We start from the raw sequence: 17,401 nt of genomic DNA on the forward strand, positions 1-17,401 counted from the left end.
CCCCCTGCTTTCTCAGATAGATTGGTTTCTATAGATTATGTGGGAAGGAGCGCTCCGGCTACGGTCGAAACGCACAAACTCCGCTGCCGTCCGCGCAGCACAACGAAAAAGCGTGCTTCCAGCTACGCTCATTCGTAGCTGGAAACACGCTAGTTTGGTAATGGTGCCGGCGAAAGGAATCGAACCCTCGACCCACTGATTACAAGTCAGTTGCTCTGCCATCTGAGCTACACCGGCAAGAATTGTCGTTCAATTGGCAATAGAATAACTAACATGTCGAAGGAAGTCAACACTGTAAATAAAAAAAGAGGCAGAATTTGTACACTGTTGACTTATGTGGAATGGATTCCTTTAACAGCGCATATGCTTGGACAAGGGAGGCGTCGACATCATGAAGAAATGGGTGCTGGTGTGGCTCGTTTTCACCGCATATCTTGTCACGAACTTAACGATCATGCAGCCGGCCGAGCAGCCGCATCTGGTCGCAACGATGCTGCTGGGCTTTTTCTTTTATCTGATCCTCGGCTTGCGCGGCGTCTACGGCGCTGCGGCGGCGGTGACGACGATCGTCGTGCTCGCAGTGGCTGCGCACCAGATGAAGCATCCCGGCTATGCGATGCTCTACTACTCCGATGTGCTGCTTCGCCTCGTGCTCGACCTTGTCACCATCCTCGGCGGCGGCGGACTCGGCTACTGGGTGCAGCGCCTGCTCCCTAAAAACAATCCGCAAAAATAACCCCTAAAAGTAAAGTACGCCCTGCCGCAGTCCCTTCTGCAACAAGGCGTACTTGATATGTAGTTAAGCCTCCAAGACACCGAGCCGACCCATTCAGCTGATCCTTGAGAAGCAAACTTTGTCGAGTGATTGTCGAACTGTGTCGTTCCTTGAAGAGACTATAACATGAGCTTTACAATCCCCTCAAACCCCAATACGACCCCTTAGAAGAAATCACACCTCATTTTCGAATCCATACTCTAAAAACCTCCCGTTTTCTACTCGCTCCCCAATTTAAGCCTGCACATAGAAACAATGGATTTGTCCCAAACTAATTCCACCTATGGAAAATGTACGCAAACAGGTGGAGGTGAGCCTATGAACCATATCTTTCGCACCGGTTATCTCCCGCTTTGCCTCTCTGCCCTGCTGCTGCTGGCAGGCTGCGGCAACGATCAGCCAGAAGGCGCTGCGACAGAAGCGACACCGGTCAGCGCCTATCAGGTGACGACCCGCGACATCCCCGAAACGATCCTCCTGCCCGGCCGCGTCGTCGCCGGAAGCGAAGTGGCCGTCTCCGCCACCGTCCCCGGTCAACTGCAAGGCGTGTCGGTCAAAGTCGGCGACCGCGTTCAGGCGGGACAGCTGCTCGCCACGCTGAACAATCCGACCGCCGGTTCTTCCCTGCAGGAAGCGAAACGCAATCTGCAAACGCTGGAAGGACAGCTCACCCAGCTCCAAAACCTCGGCGGCAGCACACAATCCGGGCGCATCGGCGAGCTGCAAAATCAGATCCGCCAGCGCATCAGCGACCTGACCGGCGCGGCCGAGGCGGGTGAGCTGCCCGCCGAAGCAGAACTGGTCGCTTCCGGTCAGGAGCTCCTGAGTCTGCAGACCGAGCTCGCCCGCCTGCAGACTCAATCGGCCGTCTCCGAGTCGCTGAACCAACTGCGCACCCCGCTCCTGCAAGGCTTGCAGATGCAGGTCGAACAAGCCCGCCAACTGGTCAAAGCTGCCGAAGCCCAAGCGGCCGCCTCGCGCATCACCGCGCCGGTCGCCGGAACGGTGCTCGCCCAAAACGCGGCCAAAGGCACCCCGGCCTTGCCCGGATCGCCCTTGTTCAGCATCGGCTCGATCGAGCAGGTCGAGTTTGAAGTGCTGCTCGACCCAAACATCGTCCCGCGCCTGAAAGCGGGACAAGCGGCGGCCGTGCAGGTCGGCACGCAGCCGGTGGCGCAGACCAAGCTCGCGTCCGTCTCCCCGGCCGTGCAGCCGCAAGCGAAATCATTCACCGCCCGCACCCTCTTGCCCAACCCGAATAGCGTGTTCAAGCCGGGCATGATCGGCCAGGCCACAATCACCCTCTCCGCGCACAAAGGCGTGCTCTCCGTGCCGAAAGCGTCCGTTTTGACCGATCAGCAAGGCCCGTTTGTCATGCAGATCACCGACGGCAAGGCCAGCCTCGTCCACATCAAGCCGGGCTATGACAACGGCACGTGGGTCGAAGTGCTCTCCGGCTTGAAAAAAGCGGACCAGATCGTCTACGGCGGCGTTGAGCGCGTCCAGCCGGGCACGGCGGTCAACGTCACCGAAACGGAGCCTGCGTCATGAAGCTGTCCGAGCTGTCTGTCAAACGCCCGGTCGCCGCAACGATGATCATCGTCGCCCTCGTCATCCTCGGGGGTGTCTCCCTGTTCAAACTGCCTGTCGAACTGTTCCCGCGCATGACCTTCCCGCTCGCCGCCGTCACCGTGCAAAGCCCGGGTTCAGCGCCCGATGTGCTGGAGCAGATGGTCACGCGGCCACTGGAAGAGATCCTCGGCACGACCAATAATGTCAAAAACGTCTCCTCCGTCACCCGCAGCGGCGGCGTGATGGTGCTGGTCGAGTTCGACTGGGGCACCGACATGGATTTTGCCACGCTGCAGATGCGCGAGAAGATCGACTACATCCGCAATCAGCTGCCCGAAGGCATCCAGCAGCCGATCGTGCTGCGCTTCGATCCCAACCTCTTGCCGGTGATCCAGCTTGGCATGACCGGCGGGCGAGACCTGACCGAGCTAAACCGGATGGCGGAGACGATCCGCACCCGCGTCGAGCGCGTCGAAGGCGTGGCGGCGGTGCAGACCACCGGCGGCACCGAACGTGTCATCAACCTGATCGTCAACCCGCTGGCCCTGCAGGAGCGCGGGTTGACCATGACCCAGCTCAGCCAGTTGCTCGCATCAGAAAATCTCACCTTGCCCGGCGGCAATGTCCGCGAGGCGGAGCGCAACCTGTCGATCGTCGTGCGCGGCGATTTCCCGACGCTGGAGGCGCTGCGCAACCTGCCGCTCGCATCCCAGCAGGGCAACCGCTTTCACTTGCGCGATGTCGCCACCGTCGAAGAAGCGGTCGCCGAAGCGGGCAGCATCTCGCGCATGAACGGCAAGCCCAGCATCTCCTTGTCGATTCAAAAGCTGTCCGAAGCGAACACCGTGCAAGTCTCGAACGGCGTGCAGGCAGCGCTAAACGCACTGAAAAGCGAACTGCCCGCCAACATGCAGCTGGTGCCGCTGTTTGACCAGGCCGATTTTATCAAGCAGTCGATCCGCACGCTGACCCGGGACATGCTGCTCGGCGGCGCCTTTGCCGCGCTGGTCTTGTATTTCTTCCTGCGCAGTTGGCGGAGCACCCTGGTCATCTCGCTGGCGATTCCCGTCTCGATCATCGCGACGTTTATCATGGTCTACTTCGCCGGACAGTCGGTGAACATGCTGACGATGGGCGGTCTGGCGCTTGGCGTCGGGGCGATGGTCGACACTGCGGTGGTGATTTTGGAAAACATCTTCCGCCACCGTCAGCTCGGGCGTTCGCTGTATGACGCCGTGCTGGAAGGGTCGAGCGAAGTCAGCTTGGCGGTGACGGCGGCGGCGTTTGCGTCGGTCGTCGTCTTTGCCCCGATCATTTTCGTCTCCGGCCTCGCCGCGCAGCTGTTCCGCCCGTTGGCGCTGACCGTCACCTTCTCGCATCTCGCTTCGCTGTTCAGCGCCTTGCTGCTCGTGCCGATGTTCGCCTATTATTTTCTGCGCGGCGAAAAGCAGTTTGCCGAGCTGACCCCGGCGGAGATCGAGCGGGCGGAAACTGCTCATGACGAGGAAAAGCTGGGCCGTCTGGGACGCTCCTATGCGCGGCTCCTGCACTGGGCGGTGCACCATCGGAAGACGGTGATGCTGACCACCTTGCTGCTCGTGCTGCTCTCGGCGGCCGCCTATCCGCTGCTTGGCAAAGAGTTCCTGCCCAAAGGCGATCAGGGCCTGATCGCCGTCAACGTCAACCTGCCCGCCGGAGCCCCGATGGAGCGCACCGGGAAGCGGGTCGCCCTCGCCGAAAACCTGATCGGGGAGACGCCCGAAGTCGGGACGGTGTTCGTCACGATCGGCGGCGGCAACGTCTACAACCCGACCGCCGGTGTGCAGTCACACAAAGCGACGCTGAACATCCAGCTCAAAGGCCGCTCCGAGCGCAAACGCAGCACCGTCGAAGTCGCCGACGAGCTGCGCGCCAAACTGCGCGCGGTGCCGGAAGCGAAGATCAACGTGCAGGTTTCGGGCGACCAGTTTGGCGGCGGTGCGGGCCGACCGATCCAGATCCGCCTGCGCGGGGACGATGACGAATTGCTGCGCCGCTTAGCCAACCAGACCACCACGGAGATCATGGCGGTGCAAGGCGTGCGGGAAGCGTCTGCCGAGCGTGAACAGTTGGTCGAAGAGGTGCAGATCACCGTCAACCGCGAGGCGGCGCTGTCCTACGGCCTGACCAACGCGCAGGTCGCCGGTCTGGTCAACATCGCCATGCAGGGCCAGACGGTGACGCGCTACCGGACGGAGAATCAGGAGATCGACGTGCGGATGCAGATCCCGCCGGAGATGCGCGCCTCGGTCGAACGGCTCAAACAGCTTCCCCTCGCCTCGCCGCTTGGCACGACCGTCACGCTGGGCTCCTTGGCCGACATTCAGTTTGTCCAAGGCCCGTCGGGCATCTCGCGCTTCAACAACCAGCGCGAGATGACGGTGGAAGCGGACTACATCGGGCGCGACCTCGGTCATGTGATGGACGACATCCGCGAGCGGCTGGACTCCCGCCTCGACCTGCCGCGCGGCTACGCGATCGAATACGGCGGCGAGTCGGAGCAGATGAATGACGCCTTCCGCAAGTTGGAAGGGGCGCTGGTGCTGGCGATCCTGCTCGTCTACATGGTGATGGCGGCGCAGTTCGAGTCGTTTTTCCATCCGTTTATCATCATGTTTTCCGTGCCGGTGACGATCGTCGGCGTCGTGATTGGCCTGCTGGTCACCGGACGGTCGCTTGGGGTCGGCGCCTACATCGGGCTGATCGTGCTGGTCGGCATCGTCGTCAACAACGCGATCATCCTGATCGACTATGTCAACCGCCTGCGCCGCCGCGGGCTGGACCGCATTCAAGCGGTGCTGCAGGCCGGACCGGTCCGCCTGCGCCCGATCTTGATGACGGCGGGCGCGACGGTGCTTGGCGTCCTCCCCGCCTCGCTTGGTTACGGCGAAGGGGCGGAGATCCAAGCGCCGCTGGCGACGGTGATTTTGTTTGGCTTGACGTTTTCCACGCTGATTACGCTCGTCTTGATCCCGGTCGTCTACCTGTCCTTCGACATGTGGCTGGAACGCTGGAAAGCACGGAGGTGAACCCTGCATGGCGTCTCGTCTGTTCTTGCTCGTCCTTTTGTCCCTGCTGGCCGTCTTCCACCCGGTACAAAATGCGTTGGCAGGTGATCTGACGCCGCTTCCGAAAAATCTCAACTACGTGGCGATCGGCGACTCGGTCACCGCCGGCTGGGGGACGCCGGCCATCCATGGCGCGCGCGTCAACGGCTATGTCGCGCACCTGCACCGCCAGATGCAGGTGCGCGGGCAAGCCACCTTGCACAATTTCGGCATTCCGGGTCTGACCAGCGGCCAATTTCTCTTTTTGCTCGAACACTGGCCGGAAGCGAGCCAGCATCTGCAGCGCGCCGACCTGATCACTTTATCGATCGGCGGCAACGACATCATCTGGACGGAGCATCAGAAGCCGGGTGACGTGATGGCGATGCGCGAGGCGCTGACGAAATACCAGACCAACATCCGCACCATCCTCGCCCTGTTCCGTCAGCTTAACGTCGATGCCCGCCTGTTTGTGCTGGAAGTGTACAACCCGTTCCCGGAAAAAGATCCCCGCCACACGCAGCTCAGCGAATGGATCACCTGGGTCAACGAGTCGATTCTGCTGGCCGCCAAACAGTATGATGCCGAAGTGGTGCCGGTGGCGTCGCTGTTTTTGTCACATGAAAAAGAGTACGTCAACCTCGCCAACAACGACATTCATCCCAATGCCAAAGGCCACACGCTGATCGCCGAAGCGATCTCCCGAACGCTGTTTGGCTCGTTCGTGCCGCTGCCTGTCAGCGCTGATGTCAAGCCTAATCTGCTCTGGAACGGCGAACCGCGTCCGCTCTCCTCCGCTCTGGTGCTGGAAAATGACACGGTCTACGCGTCCCTGCCCTTGATTCAGGAGTTGCACGGCGACGGCTTGAACTACATCCGCTCGCGGGTCGGCTCCGTTTTTGCCAGAGTCAACGGCAAGCGGATCTCCTTGCCGTCACCCGTGTTTCTCAAAGACGGCTTGCCCTACCTGCCGCTGCGCCCGGTGATCGAAGCGATGGGGGCGCGAGTGTATTGGGTGCCGGACAGCCAGACGATCTCGGTGTTCAGCAAGTAAATTCAGCAAATAAAAAAAACCTTGACCCATCGTGCGGTCAAGGTTTTTTGCGTGTATGTTTAGGCCCAGTTGCCATTGCGGAACAGCGGCACGCGCGTGCCGTCTTCGCGTTCGCCGTCGATATCGAGCTCCGCCGAGCCGATCATGAAGTCGACATGGATGATCGACGTGTTCAGGCCATGCTCAGCCAGCTCTTCGCGGGTCATCTCCTGTCCGCCTTGCAGGTTCAGCGGATACGCCGAGCCCAGCGCGAGGTGGCAGGATGCGTTTTCATCAAACAAAGTGTTGCGGAAGATGATGTTCAGGTTGGAGATCGGCGAATCCTGCGGCACCAACGCCACTTCGCCGAGGAACTGTGCGGTGTCATCCGCCGAGATCATCTCTTTGAGCGCCGCTTCGCCTTTTTCAGCCGAAGCTTCGATGATGCGTCCGTCTTGGAACTTCAAGGTGATGCCTTCGATCAACTGTCCGCTGTACTCCAGCGGGAAGGTGCTTTTCACCACGCCGTTGACGCCGGTGCGCACCGGTGCGGAGAACACTTCTTCGGTCGGGATGTTCGGCAGGTACTTGGTGCCGTTGGCATCGGTCAGCCGGCCGCCGACCCAGATGTGGCCGCGCGGCAGTTCGAGCGAGAAGTCGGTGCCGCCGCCAGTGTAATGCAAGCGCAGGAATTGCTCATGAGTCAGCCACTGTGCCCGGCTTTCGATCTGCTCCACTTTCTCCTGCCAGTAGGCGATCGGATCTTCCTGATCAAGTCCGGTGATGTAGCGGATGTGATCCCACAGCTTGGTCATCCCTGCTTCCGGCGACAGATCCGGGAAGACGACGGCCGCCCACTCCGGCGTCGGCAACATCACCATCGACCAGCTGGTTTTGCTCGCTTGCTGCAAGTCGCGCTGGCGGCGCATCGCTTTGCCCAGCGCCTGGAAGTACTTGCCGATCCGCGCAGCATCGATGCCGGTCAGATGACCCGGCTTCGGCGCGTAGATGCCGAGCATCGCGCCGCCCTCTTCCATCGTGCCGATAAAATCATCGACATACCCTTGCGGCACGAAATCAATCGACTCCTCCGGCGCGTTTGCCATGCGGATGCGCAGCAAGTCATCGTCCGTCCAGTCGATCATCACGTGCGCGGCTCCTGCCTCGTACGCTTTTTCGACCGCCTTGCGCACAAACGGCGCCGCGTCGACCGGACCGCGCACGATCACCTTTTGCCCCGGCTGCACGTTGATCCCCTGGCGGACGGCCAGTTCTGCATAAATGTTCAATTGTTCTGGTGTCATCGTCATTTTCTATCTCCTCCTGCTTGTCCCCATGTTTAGAGTAAGCATAATCGAAATAGACAAAAAAGACCAGCAGGATTGCCTGCCGGTCACACTTTTACAGGAGAGCTTAACAGCCCGAGATACAAACACAGCTCCAGATGCAAGTCGTGCACTTTCTCCTGCCCTGGGAACTTGAGCAGCACACGGCGTCCGCTGTCGCCGGAGAGGATTTTCAACTCTTGGATCAGTCCGGGGCCCAAGTCCTTGTGGTGCAGCGTGTCGCCGACCTCGAATGCGGTGCCGCCGTGTTGTTCCATCGCGGCTTTCATCCGATCACTGGCCGGGACTTTCAGCACCACAGGCTCTTTTTTAACCGACGATTGCTGCCCTTTTGCAGGCGGGGTGATCGCTGTGCGTTTCGGGCGCGGCAAGAGTCCCGTTTCATAGAGGAACGGGGACGGCTCCGCGCGGCGGCCGTGGTAGCGCAGCGGGGCAGACAGCGTAAGATAGCGTTTGGCGCGGGTCATGCCGACGTAGAACAATCGGCGTTCCTCTTCGACCGCCGCCGACTGCTTGTCCCCTTCTGCCTGTAAGGCTTTCGGGTGCGGCAGCATGTCCTCGACCAGCCCGATGCAGTAGACATGCTTAAATTCCAGCCCTTTTGACTTGTGCATCGTCATCAGCTGGATGCCTTCGCCTTTGCCTCGTGAACGGCGCACCGTCTCTTTGACCTCTTCGACATGCGCGAGGAAATCAAGCAGCGTGCGGTGGCCGATCACCGCCTGTTCCAGTTCGTCGAGCGGCTCGCTGACCTGATTCACATCGTTGCCCGTCTTCGCCGCGAACTCTTCCAGATAGCGGTCGTAGCCGATCTCTTTGCGAATCTTGTGCAGAGCCTGCACCGGTGTGGACAGGCGCAGCGCAAGCAGGTCTTTGATCAGCAGTTCGACTTTCGTGCGCTGATACGGTTCCAAGCCTTCCACCTGGGCCAGCGCTTCCAGATAGGTGATGTTTTTCGTGCGGCGCAGCATGTGCACCTCATCGACAAATCGGTCCGGATAGAGGTAGCGCTTGGGGCGGTTGATGATCTGCACGATGCCGTCGAGATCGTCCGGGTTGTAGGCGAGCTTGAAATAGGTCAACACATCGCGCACCTGCCAGCGTCCGTAAAAATCGCCGTCCGCGTCGTGCAGCGTAAACGGCAGCCCTTTTTGCACCAGCCCGTCGATCATCGCCCGCACCTGAATGTTCGTGCGGTACAAAATCACGATCTCCTGCGGCTCCAGCTCCGCATCGGACTCCAGCAGCTCCGCCACTTGGGACAAGATCTGTTCCGCCTCGTCCTTCTCCCCTTCCGGCCGCAGCACGACCGGCTTGTCACCTTGCCTGCCCGTACCGCGAATCAGCTTGCTCTGGCGCACCCGGTTGTGCAGGATCACGCGCGACGCCGTGTCGATCACATCGTCTGTCGAGCGGTAGTTCACCGCCAAGATCACTTTTTTCGCGCCGGGGAAGGTCGTTTCAAAATCGAGCAAAAATTCGACCCGCGAGCCTCGGAAGCGGTAGATCGACTGGTCATCATCGCCGACGATGCAGAGGTTGCCGTGCCCGGCCAGCATCTTGATCACTTCGTACTGGGCGAGGTTGGTGTCTTGAAACTCGTCGACCAAAAGATACTCGAATCGACGCTGGTAGTATTCGCGCACAGACGGGTTGTGTTTGAGCATCGCATGGGCGGCGACCAGAATGTCGTCATAATCCCAGCGGTCTTCCTGCTGTTTCACCCGCTCGTAGCCGGCAAACAGGTCGCGGAACTTTTGGTTCTCCGGCTTGCTGGCTTTGATGCGGTCGGGCATGATCAGGTTGTTTTTGCACAGCCCGATCTTGGACAGCACATCGGCCACCTGTTCGTCATCGCCGTCTTCCCCTTGTTCTCGCAGGAGCGCCTTGATGATCGTGCGCTGCTGGTACTCTTCCATCAGCTGGGGCAGTTGCCCGCCGTTTTGCTGCATCAGCATGCGCATAAACACCGAGTGAAACGTGCCGATCTCGGCTGCGCGGATGCTCTGCTGCCCGATGCCCGGCATCGCCGCCAAACGGGCCTGCATTTCGGCCGCTGCGGCGCGGGTGAAGGTAACGATCAGCATCTTCGCTGCCGGAACCTGTTCGACTTGTAACAGATAAGCAGCCCGGCAGGTCAAGACGGTTGTCTTGCCGCTGCCAGGCCCCGCAAATACGACGAGAGGCCCTGCCATATGGCAGACCGCCTCTCGCTGTTCGTCATTTAATGCAATGCCATATTGGCTGATGTTCGCCATGAAATCGCTTGCTAACATTGAACAACCTCCTAGGAATCTACAGAGGTTTGCTTACTCCTCATCACCTGCCAAGCGTGTTTGCAACCGGCTCCCAGCGTTCAATAAATTCCTTGGTGTCGGGAATCAAACGCGCCAATTGACGCTTCTCCTCAAGCAGCTCGCGGATCGAGCCGAGGTCTTGCGCGTCAAACAGAGCCACAACTTGGTCAGGCAATTGATTATAGCGAATCTCCCACGCGGTGACAATCTCCCGCAAGCGGTCAAATCGCAGATCCAGACGCTCTGGCGGTACCAACATCACTCAGGCTGTCCCGACCGTACTTCTATTCTTCGCTCCATTTAGTAACAAACAGAGCCAAGTCGTCCGCCAGCGCCCCGACGCGCTTGCGCTCGCTCATCAGCGTTTCGATCCCGGCCAGGTCTTCCGAATTGAACAGGTTCAGCACCTCATTCGGGATCCCCTGATTGCGGCGCGTGAGTTCCGCGCTGACATCGGACAGCTGTTGCAAAACGGCAGCGACCAGTTCAGAGGTCGCAATCTTCGAAAGGTCGGCAGCGGGTGCGGTTACAATGGTTTGTTCAGCAGTCGTCATGGTTTCTTCCTCCAATTTCATACCAGTATCAAGAGTCGTCGCCGCCGCTTCCGGCTCGACGAGCAGACATTCAACAACAGTTCCGGCCAAAGCAAACCGCGGGTCGTATTCCGGGTAAAAAATGCGGCTTTGCTCAAGCCCGGACTCGTCTTCCGCATGTTCCTTCACCAGTTGAAGCAGTTCGGCGATCTCCGCCCGGCGCCGCCCCTGTTCGACCATCAGTCTGGCGATGGTGTCATTGGCAGGCTGCCACTCGGTCAGGAGCCATTCGCCCCCGTCGAGGCGGGCAAAGCGCGGGTCGCAGTCCAGATCGACGCGGGACATCAGTTCCCCGCGTCCGCGCCCGGTCACCTGCTGCAGATGGCGCAGGATGTCACCGTGCTTTTGCGGACGGCCCGTCGCTTTCAAAAACTCATACGCATGATTCTGCAAATCGTCGCCCGCCGTCTGGCGCAGCGTATATTTATCGCCGCCGACGGAGGAAAACGCTCCGTTTGCCGCTTTCAGCGAGGCGCGAACGCGAGCGGCGATCGATTCGCGAGAATGCTCCGGCCCGGCCCAGTCGGACAGAACGGCCTCGACGAGTCCTTCTTCTGTCAGCGGGCATGGCGCACAGTGCAACACACGCTTCAAAAATCCTTCCAAACTGTAGCGAAACGTCCAAGAGCTTTGTTGCAGCATGTTGCCTTCATCCCCTTTTCTTTCAAAAAAAACTGCCGCTACTCTACTTTATAGAGTTCGACAGCATGCGGATTATTCCTGTCTTGCTAAGAAAAGGATTGTATCAATTTTAGCTTGCCCCGGCAGCGTCCGCAGCCGTAGCGTCTGACGTCGATTTTGCGCTTGCGCTCATAGCGCTGCTCACAGCTGGCACAGGCGTAGACGTAACGCGTTTTAACTTCGCGTCGCAGCCCTGTGTCCGGGCAGTAGCGCGACCCGCCGACTTTTTGAAGCAGTTCTTTGAAGTCTTTGTCCTGATGCCGGTAGCCGCGCTTTTGCAGGTGCAAGTGGTAGTGGCAGAGCTCGTGCTTGATCGTGCCGATCATCGACTCCAGGCCATGTTTTTCATAGTGGTGCGGGTTGATCTCGATGTCATGCGTGCGCAGCAGATAGCGCCCGCCCGTCGTGCGCAGCCGCCCGTTGAACGTCACGCGGTGCACAAACGGCCAGCCGAAAAATTGCTGCGAGATCTGCTCGGTCAGCGCCTGCAGTTCCTGGTTGTCCACTGCTGGTGTTCACCTCGCTATTCTTCATCGTCCTCGTCCCGATGGATCACATGCTCCGGATGTTCCGGGAGCTGTTGCAGCTTTTCTTTTAAAAACGTCGGGAACAAGCGCAGACTCGGCAAGTCTTCCAGACGGAACCATTGATAGATCAAAGGCTTGCCAAACTCCGTCCCCTGATGCACCTTGTCTTTCACATAGATGGGCTGAGTTTTGTCGGCTTCCAGCAAGTAATAGAAGCCGATTTCATGATACTGATGCTCATCATTTGCAAAGTAGACCTCCGCAACAAACAGCAGGCGCTCCACCGTCACATCAAGGCTGATCTCTTCTTGCATCTCGCGGATGAGCGCCTGCTCCGTATTCTCCATAAACTCAACGCGTCCGCCGGGCAGCGCCCAAAAATCATCAGAAGCCAAGCGGTGCAGGAGCACATATCCTTCATCGACAAACACCCCGGCCGTCCGGTGGTTGAAGCGTTTGTTCCCAGTGTCAAACGTGATCATCACAAGCCTCTCCCCCTCGCCAAATCAGTATTCCTACTCTATCCAATAACCTTCCCGAATGCAAGACAAAAAGAAGAGGCGTTACGCCCCTTCTTTTCTGTGCACTGCGCTAGATTTTAAATTGACCTATCGTATCATGCAAATCCTGCGAGACATCGGTCAGCACCGCCATCGAGGTGGTGATCTCCTGAATCAGCGCCAACTGCTCCTGCGAAGAAGCGGCGACGTTGTTCGAAGATGCGGCCGACTGGCGCGCGATGCGCGTCAGCTCTTCCACCGTGGTGGTCACCTGCACCGAACCGGCCGACATTTCTTCTGAAGCGGAGGAGATGTCAGCGACCTGATCGGCAACGTGCTGGGCAGCGGAGAGGATCTTTTGGAACGCCTCCCCTGCTTCATCAACGATGCAGATCCCGGCCTGCACTTCGGACGAGCCTTTTTCCATCGCCTGCACCGCACGGGCGGTGTCGGTGCGGATGTGCTCGATCAGCTTGGCGATCTGCCCGGCTGACTGTTGCGATTGTTCCGCCAATTTGCGAACCTCGGTGGCCACGACGGCAAACCCTTTACCATGCTCGCCCGCGCGGGCTGCTTCGATCGCCGCGTTGAGCGAAAGCAGGTTGGTCTGCGAAGCGATGTCGGTGATCACTTCCACAATTTTGCCGATCTGCTGCGAGTGTTCGTTGAGTTGCTGAATCACGACGCCGACATTGCTGGTCTCGGCGTGAATCGTGTCCATCTGGCGGACCGCTTTTTGAATCGATTCGTTGCCGTGCACCGCTTCCTGCTCGGTGATCTGCGAAGCTTCCGCGACCACGCCGGTCGTTTCGGCGATGCGCTTGATGCCTTCTGCCATCTCTTCCATCGACGCGAGGCTGTCTTCCGCGCCGCGCATCTGCGTTTCCGCGCCGCTGGCCACCTCTTGGATCGCTGCGGCGATCTGTTCCGTGCTCTGGGAAGTTCGTTCCGCATGAACCAACAGCTGTTGCGAAGACGCCGCCACCTGAATCGTCGTGTCGTTCGCCTGCCGGATGATCTGGCGCAGACTGGCTGCCATCGTGTTGACCGCCTTCGCCGTCACGCCGACCTCGTCGTCGTGCTGGACATGGATCTCTTCGATGCGCAAGTCGCCCGCGGCGATCTTTTCGGCCGCTTCCATCACTTCCTGCAGCGGCTTGGTGATGCGCCGGTTCAGCATGTAGCCGGTGGCGACCGCCGCAACCAGCGTCAAGCCTACCACGACGTTGATCCAGTTCAAGATGTTGGCCGTCTTGCGGGAAGCCACATACGCTTCCTCAGCCGAACGCTCGTTCATCTTGGTCTCAAACGTCAGCAGCGTGTCGGAAATCTGCTGCTTCTCGCGCTCGTACTCTTCCCCAAAGAGCGCGGCGCGCGCCCCGTCAAACTTCTGTTCATCGGCAAGACGGAGCGCCGTTTCTTCCCGTGTGCCAAGCGTTTCTTGTGCCTGCAACACCTGTTTGATCAAGTCCAGTTCTCCTTGCGGAGCTCCCATTTCCACCAGACGTCCCATGACCTTTTGCCCCGTTTTCACGGTGTTGGCTTCGCGGAGGTACGCGTCCTTATGCGCCGTTTCCCCAAACTGCACATACGCGCGCGCCTCATTCGTCAACCGGTCGGACGCCTCCATGAGTTCAACTCCCAACTGCTTGAACTCGAACTTGCGGTCGACCATCTTCAGTTCCGCCTGGTACGACACATACAGCCAGAACAGGCTGGCTGCGTTGACCAGTGACAGGATCAGGACGATCGCGCACATTCCCTTGATCAGTTTTGACAACTTCATAGTCCCCTTTTTCCCCCTTGTGTAGTGTTAAACTACTGTTTCCCCCAGCGTAAATCATGCAAAAATATACTCCCCACTATATAATAATAGATTGATATTAGTTAATCAACAGCGAAAGAGTTTCACTATAACTTAAAAACCCCTTCCGCTGTTAGCGAAAAGGGGTTGTCAGACCGATCCATAAGGCCAGCGCTGCAAACGCCGCATAGAGCAGTGCAAACAGCCAGCGTTTCGTATTGGGCGTGTTCGGCACGCCCAGCGCCATCGCCGTTAAAAAGCCGCCGATCAGCCCGCCGATGTGGGCGAAGTTGTTGACGTTAGGCATGATGAAGCCAAAGATCAAGTTGATCGCGAGCAGCGCGTACACCGAGGTGCCGATCGTCATCGCAAACGCTTTGCGGTTGAACTGGCCAAAAGCGAGCAAAGCGCCAAACAGGCCAAACACCGCGCCGGATGCGCCCAGCGAATTGTGCGGGCTAAACGCGACTGACAGCAGACTGCCGGCGATGCCGGCCAGCACGTAAATGACAAAAAAGCGCGGCATGCCGAAGATCCGCTCGGCGATGCGGCCGAAGAAGTACAAGGTCACCATGTTAAACATGATGTGCGTCAGGTCGTAGTGCAGGAACACCGACGTCAACAGCCGCCACCATTCCCCGATCCGCACCGCTTCCGGGATCAACAGAAACGCGCCAAGCACCGTTTCCGGGAACTGCACGCCAAACAGCCAGACGAGGATGGTCAGCACAAGAATCGTGGTCACGGCGGGCGTCTTTTGGTTCGGCTTGAGCGTTTCCGCCACTTCTTCGCGCTTCGCCTGCGAGAGCACCAACATCTGCTCCATCCATTCGTCCTGCGTGCGCAGGGGCTGTTCGGGCTCTTCCACGCCTTGTGCTGCGTTCTCTTCCGCCTCGGCATATTGCTTGACCAGTTCAGCCAGTCCTGCAAGGTTGATGTCTTCAGCGGCCGGCCCCCACGGAGCAGGTCCAAACACGCCGCGCGCCAGATCGACGCCGACGGCGACCGCGCCGGTCGTTTTGCCCATCCCGGCATAAGCGCCGGTGCGGGCGATCGCGTTCAGATTGTCATCGGAGCGCCAGTGGGTGAAGATAAACAAGGTCAGCGAGTACATTTTGCGCACGCCGTTTTGCCGTTTGGCCTGGCGCAGGTACAACGCTTCCTGCACCAGCATCTGCTCGATCTGTCCGGTGCCGATCCGGTCGGCCGGCAGCAGGCGCACAACTTGCGCCGTGTTCCATTTGCGGCGCACCAGCACCAGCGGACGAATCCCGCTGTCTGCGAATGTTTCTTGCTCCGCTTGGGAAACTTGTGGCAGAATAGAAAAATCATCATGTTCGATCAGCTTCTGTGCCATCTGGTATAACAAGGAAGTCTGACGTGCCAATGCTAGATCCGGAGTTTCCACGCTCCCGTTCACCCCCTGAAAGGATGTGTCCTACATGAACATATTCGCCATCGGCGATTTGCATCTCTCTTTTGCCAACCCCAAGCCGATGGATGTCTTCGGCGACAACTGGTCGGATCATCCGGAGAAGATACGCGCGGCTTGGGAAAGCGCCGTCGCTCCCGATGATCTGGTGTTGATACCCGGCGATATCTCGTGGGCGATGTATTTAGAGGAAGCGAAGCAAGATCTCGACTATGTCGCTTCCCTGCCCGGCAGGAAAGTGATGATCCGCGGCAACCACGACTATTGGTGGGCTTCCGTGTCCAAAGTTCGCAAAGCGGTAGACCCGTCGATACACGTCCTGCAAAATGACGCGATCACGATCGGTGACGTGACGATCGCCGGCGCGCGCGGCTGGGATTGCCCGGGCGGGTACATGTTCGACGAACATGACCGCAAAGTCTATGAACGGGAAGTGCTGCGCCTGCAGATGTCGCTCGACGCCGCGATGAAGCAAAAAGCCAAACAGCTGTATGTAATGCTGCACTATCCGCCGACCAATGAAAAACACCAGTCCTCCGGCTTTTTGGATGTGCTGGCTCAATATCCGGTCGACAAGGTGATCTACGGCCACCTGCATGGAAAAGAAGGACACCGCCACGCCTTGCAAGGCGTACATCACGGCATCGAGTTCCATCTGACCGCCTGTGATTATCTCGATTTTGCCCCGCTCAAGCTCACGTAGGACTGTCACGTGAGCGGCGGGGCTTTTTTTATATAGCTACAGAGAAGGCAGCGCCGCGATCGTTGCGCGCGCTTCGGCGATCAGGTTGCGGATGACCTGCTCCACGGGGAGAATCTCGCGGATCAGGCCAACGCCTTGGCCGCTGTACGCATATCCCTGCTCCATCTGGCCTTCAAGCACGGCGAGGCGATTTTTCTCACCCTTGATGTACGGGTACAACGTCTCGCGTGTCGGACGCGTTTTTTCAAAAGCCAGCACTTCGTCGATGTACGGGCCGCGCAGCACGCGGGTCACACCGCCGACGCTGCGCTCCATCATCGTTGTGTCTTCGCCGCGCGCGGCGAGCAGCGCCTGCTTGTAGTTGTCATGAGCGGGTGACTCTTCTGTTGCGATCAGCACCGTGCCCAGCTGCACGCCAGCCGCGCCAAGCGCCAGCGCTGCCGCCACCCCGCGTCCATCCGCCACGCCGCCCGCTGCGATCACCGGAACGGTCACCGCGCTCACCGCTTGCGGGATCAAGGCAAACGTGGTCAACTCGGCCGGGCCGTTGTGTCCGCCCGCTTCTGTGCCTTCTGCGATCAGGATATCCGCGCCAGCCTGCTCTGCCTTGGCTGCATGCATCGCCGTTGAGACGACGACCATCACCGGCAGTCCCGCTTCTTTAAAGACCGGGATAAACGGCCGCGGATTGCCGGCCGAGATCGACACAGCTCGGATCTTGTCCTTATATTTTAAAATGGTCTCCACTCGTTCACGCGGGTCGCTGTGCTCCCCGATCGGCAGGTTGACGCCAAACGGCTTGGTCGTCAGTTCGGCTGCCAGCCGGATCTGCTCTTCAAAATCTGCAAGCGGCCGCCCGGCCGAACCGACCTGGCCAAACGCGCCTGCGTTGGAAACGGCTGCTGCCAGTTTCCCGTCACCGATGTAGGCCATGCCGCCTTCGATGATCGGGTACTCAATGCCCAGCAGGTCCAGTAAACGCTGTTTCATCAACATTCCCCTCCTGATTTTCATCATACCAGAACTTGCAAAAAAGGATGCCGCAAAACGGC

Annotated in this window: 14 protein-coding genes and 1 tRNA gene; 5 read left to right on the forward strand and 10 right to left on the reverse strand. The window is 59.1% G+C overall.

Annotation, left to right across the window (positions count from 1 at the left end; all coding sequences use genetic code 11):
- Window positions 1-161: 161 nt before the first annotated feature.
- Window positions 162-237, reverse strand: a tRNA-Thr gene (locus CBW65_RS20375).
- Between the two features lie 154 nt (window positions 238-391).
- Between CBW65_RS20375 and CBW65_RS20380 the strand changes: the two genes are divergently transcribed.
- The 4 genes from CBW65_RS20380 (at window position 392) to CBW65_RS20395 (ending at window position 6,487) form a co-directional block, all read left to right on the forward strand.
- Window positions 392-736: a hypothetical protein gene (locus CBW65_RS20380; RefSeq protein WP_087458412.1), complete on the forward strand. Its 345-nt coding sequence runs from the start codon at window positions 392-394 to the stop codon at window positions 734-736.
- A 357-nt stretch (window positions 737-1,093) separates the two neighbouring features.
- Window positions 1,094-2,326, forward strand: a complete 1,233-nt coding sequence (locus CBW65_RS20385) for an efflux RND transporter periplasmic adaptor subunit (RefSeq protein ID WP_157722086.1) — start codon at window positions 1,094-1,096, stop codon at window positions 2,324-2,326.
- Window positions 2,323-5,415: an efflux RND transporter permease subunit gene (locus tag CBW65_RS20390; protein ID WP_087458414.1), complete on the forward strand. Its 3,093-nt coding sequence runs from the start codon at window positions 2,323-2,325 to the stop codon at window positions 5,413-5,415. Before CBW65_RS20385 ends, CBW65_RS20390 begins: the two co-directional genes overlap by 4 nt.
- Before the next feature lie 7 nt (window positions 5,416-5,422).
- Window positions 5,423-6,487 carry an SGNH/GDSL hydrolase family protein gene (locus CBW65_RS20395; RefSeq protein WP_087458415.1) on the forward strand — a complete coding sequence of 355 codons (1,065 nt, stop codon included), beginning with the start codon at window positions 5,423-5,425 and terminating at the stop codon, window positions 6,485-6,487.
- Window positions 6,488-6,546: 59 nt separating this feature from the next.
- Here CBW65_RS20395 and CBW65_RS20400 read toward each other — a convergent pair whose 3' ends face one another.
- From CBW65_RS20400 to CBW65_RS20435, 8 genes are all read right to left on the reverse strand, one after another.
- Entirely contained in the window at window positions 6,547-7,770 is a 1,224-nt protein-coding gene (locus CBW65_RS20400) for an aminopeptidase (RefSeq protein ID WP_087459314.1), read from the reverse strand.
- Window positions 7,771-7,859: 89 nt separating this feature from the next.
- Window positions 7,860-10,088: an ATP-dependent helicase gene (locus CBW65_RS20405; RefSeq protein WP_087458416.1), complete on the reverse strand. Its 2,229-nt coding sequence runs from the start codon at window positions 10,086-10,088 to the stop codon at window positions 7,860-7,862.
- Window positions 10,089-10,131: 43 nt separating this feature from the next.
- Window positions 10,132-10,368, reverse strand: coding sequence for a hypothetical protein (locus tag CBW65_RS20410; protein WP_087458417.1), 237 nt, complete (start codon window positions 10,366-10,368; stop codon window positions 10,132-10,134).
- A 25-nt stretch (window positions 10,369-10,393) separates the two neighbouring features.
- Window positions 10,394-11,344, reverse strand: coding sequence for a hypothetical protein (locus CBW65_RS20415; protein ID WP_087458418.1), 951 nt, complete (start codon window positions 11,342-11,344; stop codon window positions 10,394-10,396).
- 86 nt (window positions 11,345-11,430) lie between these two features.
- Window positions 11,431-11,889: a SprT family protein gene (locus CBW65_RS20420; RefSeq protein WP_087458419.1), complete on the reverse strand. Its 459-nt coding sequence runs from the start codon at window positions 11,887-11,889 to the stop codon at window positions 11,431-11,433.
- Window positions 11,890-11,906: 17 nt separating this feature from the next.
- Complete coding sequence (locus CBW65_RS20425; RefSeq protein ID WP_087458420.1) at window positions 11,907-12,392, reverse strand: NUDIX hydrolase; 486 nt, start codon at window positions 12,390-12,392, stop codon at window positions 11,907-11,909.
- Window positions 12,393-12,501: 109 nt separating this feature from the next.
- Window positions 12,502-14,196 carry a methyl-accepting chemotaxis protein gene (locus CBW65_RS20430; protein WP_087458421.1) on the reverse strand — a complete coding sequence of 565 codons (1,695 nt, stop codon included), beginning with the start codon at window positions 14,194-14,196 and terminating at the stop codon, window positions 12,502-12,504.
- Window positions 14,197-14,347: 151 nt separating this feature from the next.
- Window positions 14,348-15,622 carry a rhomboid family intramembrane serine protease gene (locus CBW65_RS20435; RefSeq protein ID WP_157722088.1) on the reverse strand — a complete coding sequence of 425 codons (1,275 nt, stop codon included), beginning with the start codon at window positions 15,620-15,622 and terminating at the stop codon, window positions 14,348-14,350.
- Between the two features lie 34 nt (window positions 15,623-15,656).
- On the opposite strand from CBW65_RS20435, the gene CBW65_RS20440 reads away from it, so the two are divergent.
- A complete protein-coding gene (locus CBW65_RS20440) occupies window positions 15,657-16,349 on the forward strand; it encodes a metallophosphoesterase (protein ID WP_087458423.1) in 693 nt (230 codons plus the stop codon).
- Window positions 16,350-16,385: 36 nt separating this feature from the next.
- Here CBW65_RS20440 and CBW65_RS20445 read toward each other — a convergent pair whose 3' ends face one another.
- Window positions 16,386-17,339 carry an NAD(P)H-dependent flavin oxidoreductase gene (locus CBW65_RS20445; protein ID WP_087458424.1) on the reverse strand — a complete coding sequence of 318 codons (954 nt, stop codon included), beginning with the start codon at window positions 17,337-17,339 and terminating at the stop codon, window positions 16,386-16,388.
- Window positions 17,340-17,401: the final 62 nt, after the last annotated feature.

The sequence above is a fragment of the Tumebacillus avium genome, assembly GCF_002162355.1.
GTDB lineage: Bacteria > Bacillota > Bacilli > Tumebacillales > Tumebacillaceae > Tumebacillus_A > Tumebacillus_A avium.

Excerpts from the sequence above, each read along its gene's own strand:
- CBW65_RS20380 (WP_087458412.1), top strand. The coding sequence starts at position 392 with ATGAAGAAATGGGTGCTGGTGTGGCTCGTTTTCACCGCATATCTTGTC.
- CBW65_RS20385 (WP_157722086.1), top strand. The coding sequence starts at position 1,094 with ATGAACCATATCTTTCGCACCGGTTATCTCCCGCTTTGCCTCTCTGCC.
- CBW65_RS20390 (WP_087458414.1), top strand. The coding sequence starts at position 2,323 with ATGAAGCTGTCCGAGCTGTCTGTCAAACGCCCGGTCGCCGCAACGATG.
- CBW65_RS20395 (WP_087458415.1), top strand. The coding sequence starts at position 5,423 with ATGGCGTCTCGTCTGTTCTTGCTCGTCCTTTTGTCCCTGCTGGCCGTC.
- CBW65_RS20400 (WP_087459314.1), bottom strand. The coding sequence starts at position 7,770 with ATGACACCAGAACAATTGAACATTTATGCAGAACTGGCCGTCCGCCAG.
- CBW65_RS20405 (WP_087458416.1), bottom strand. The coding sequence starts at position 10,088 with ATGTTAGCAAGCGATTTCATGGCGAACATCAGCCAATATGGCATTGCA.
- CBW65_RS20410 (WP_087458417.1), bottom strand. The coding sequence starts at position 10,368 with ATGTTGGTACCGCCAGAGCGTCTGGATCTGCGATTTGACCGCTTGCGG.
- CBW65_RS20415 (WP_087458418.1), bottom strand. The coding sequence starts at position 11,344 with ATGCTGCAACAAAGCTCTTGGACGTTTCGCTACAGTTTGGAAGGATTT.
- CBW65_RS20425 (WP_087458420.1), bottom strand. The coding sequence starts at position 12,392 with ATGATCACGTTTGACACTGGGAACAAACGCTTCAACCACCGGACGGCC.
- CBW65_RS20430 (WP_087458421.1), bottom strand. The coding sequence starts at position 14,196 with ATGAAGTTGTCAAAACTGATCAAGGGAATGTGCGCGATCGTCCTGATC.
- CBW65_RS20440 (WP_087458423.1), top strand. The coding sequence starts at position 15,657 with ATGAACATATTCGCCATCGGCGATTTGCATCTCTCTTTTGCCAACCCC.
- CBW65_RS20445 (WP_087458424.1), bottom strand. The coding sequence starts at position 17,339 with ATGAAACAGCGTTTACTGGACCTGCTGGGCATTGAGTACCCGATCATC.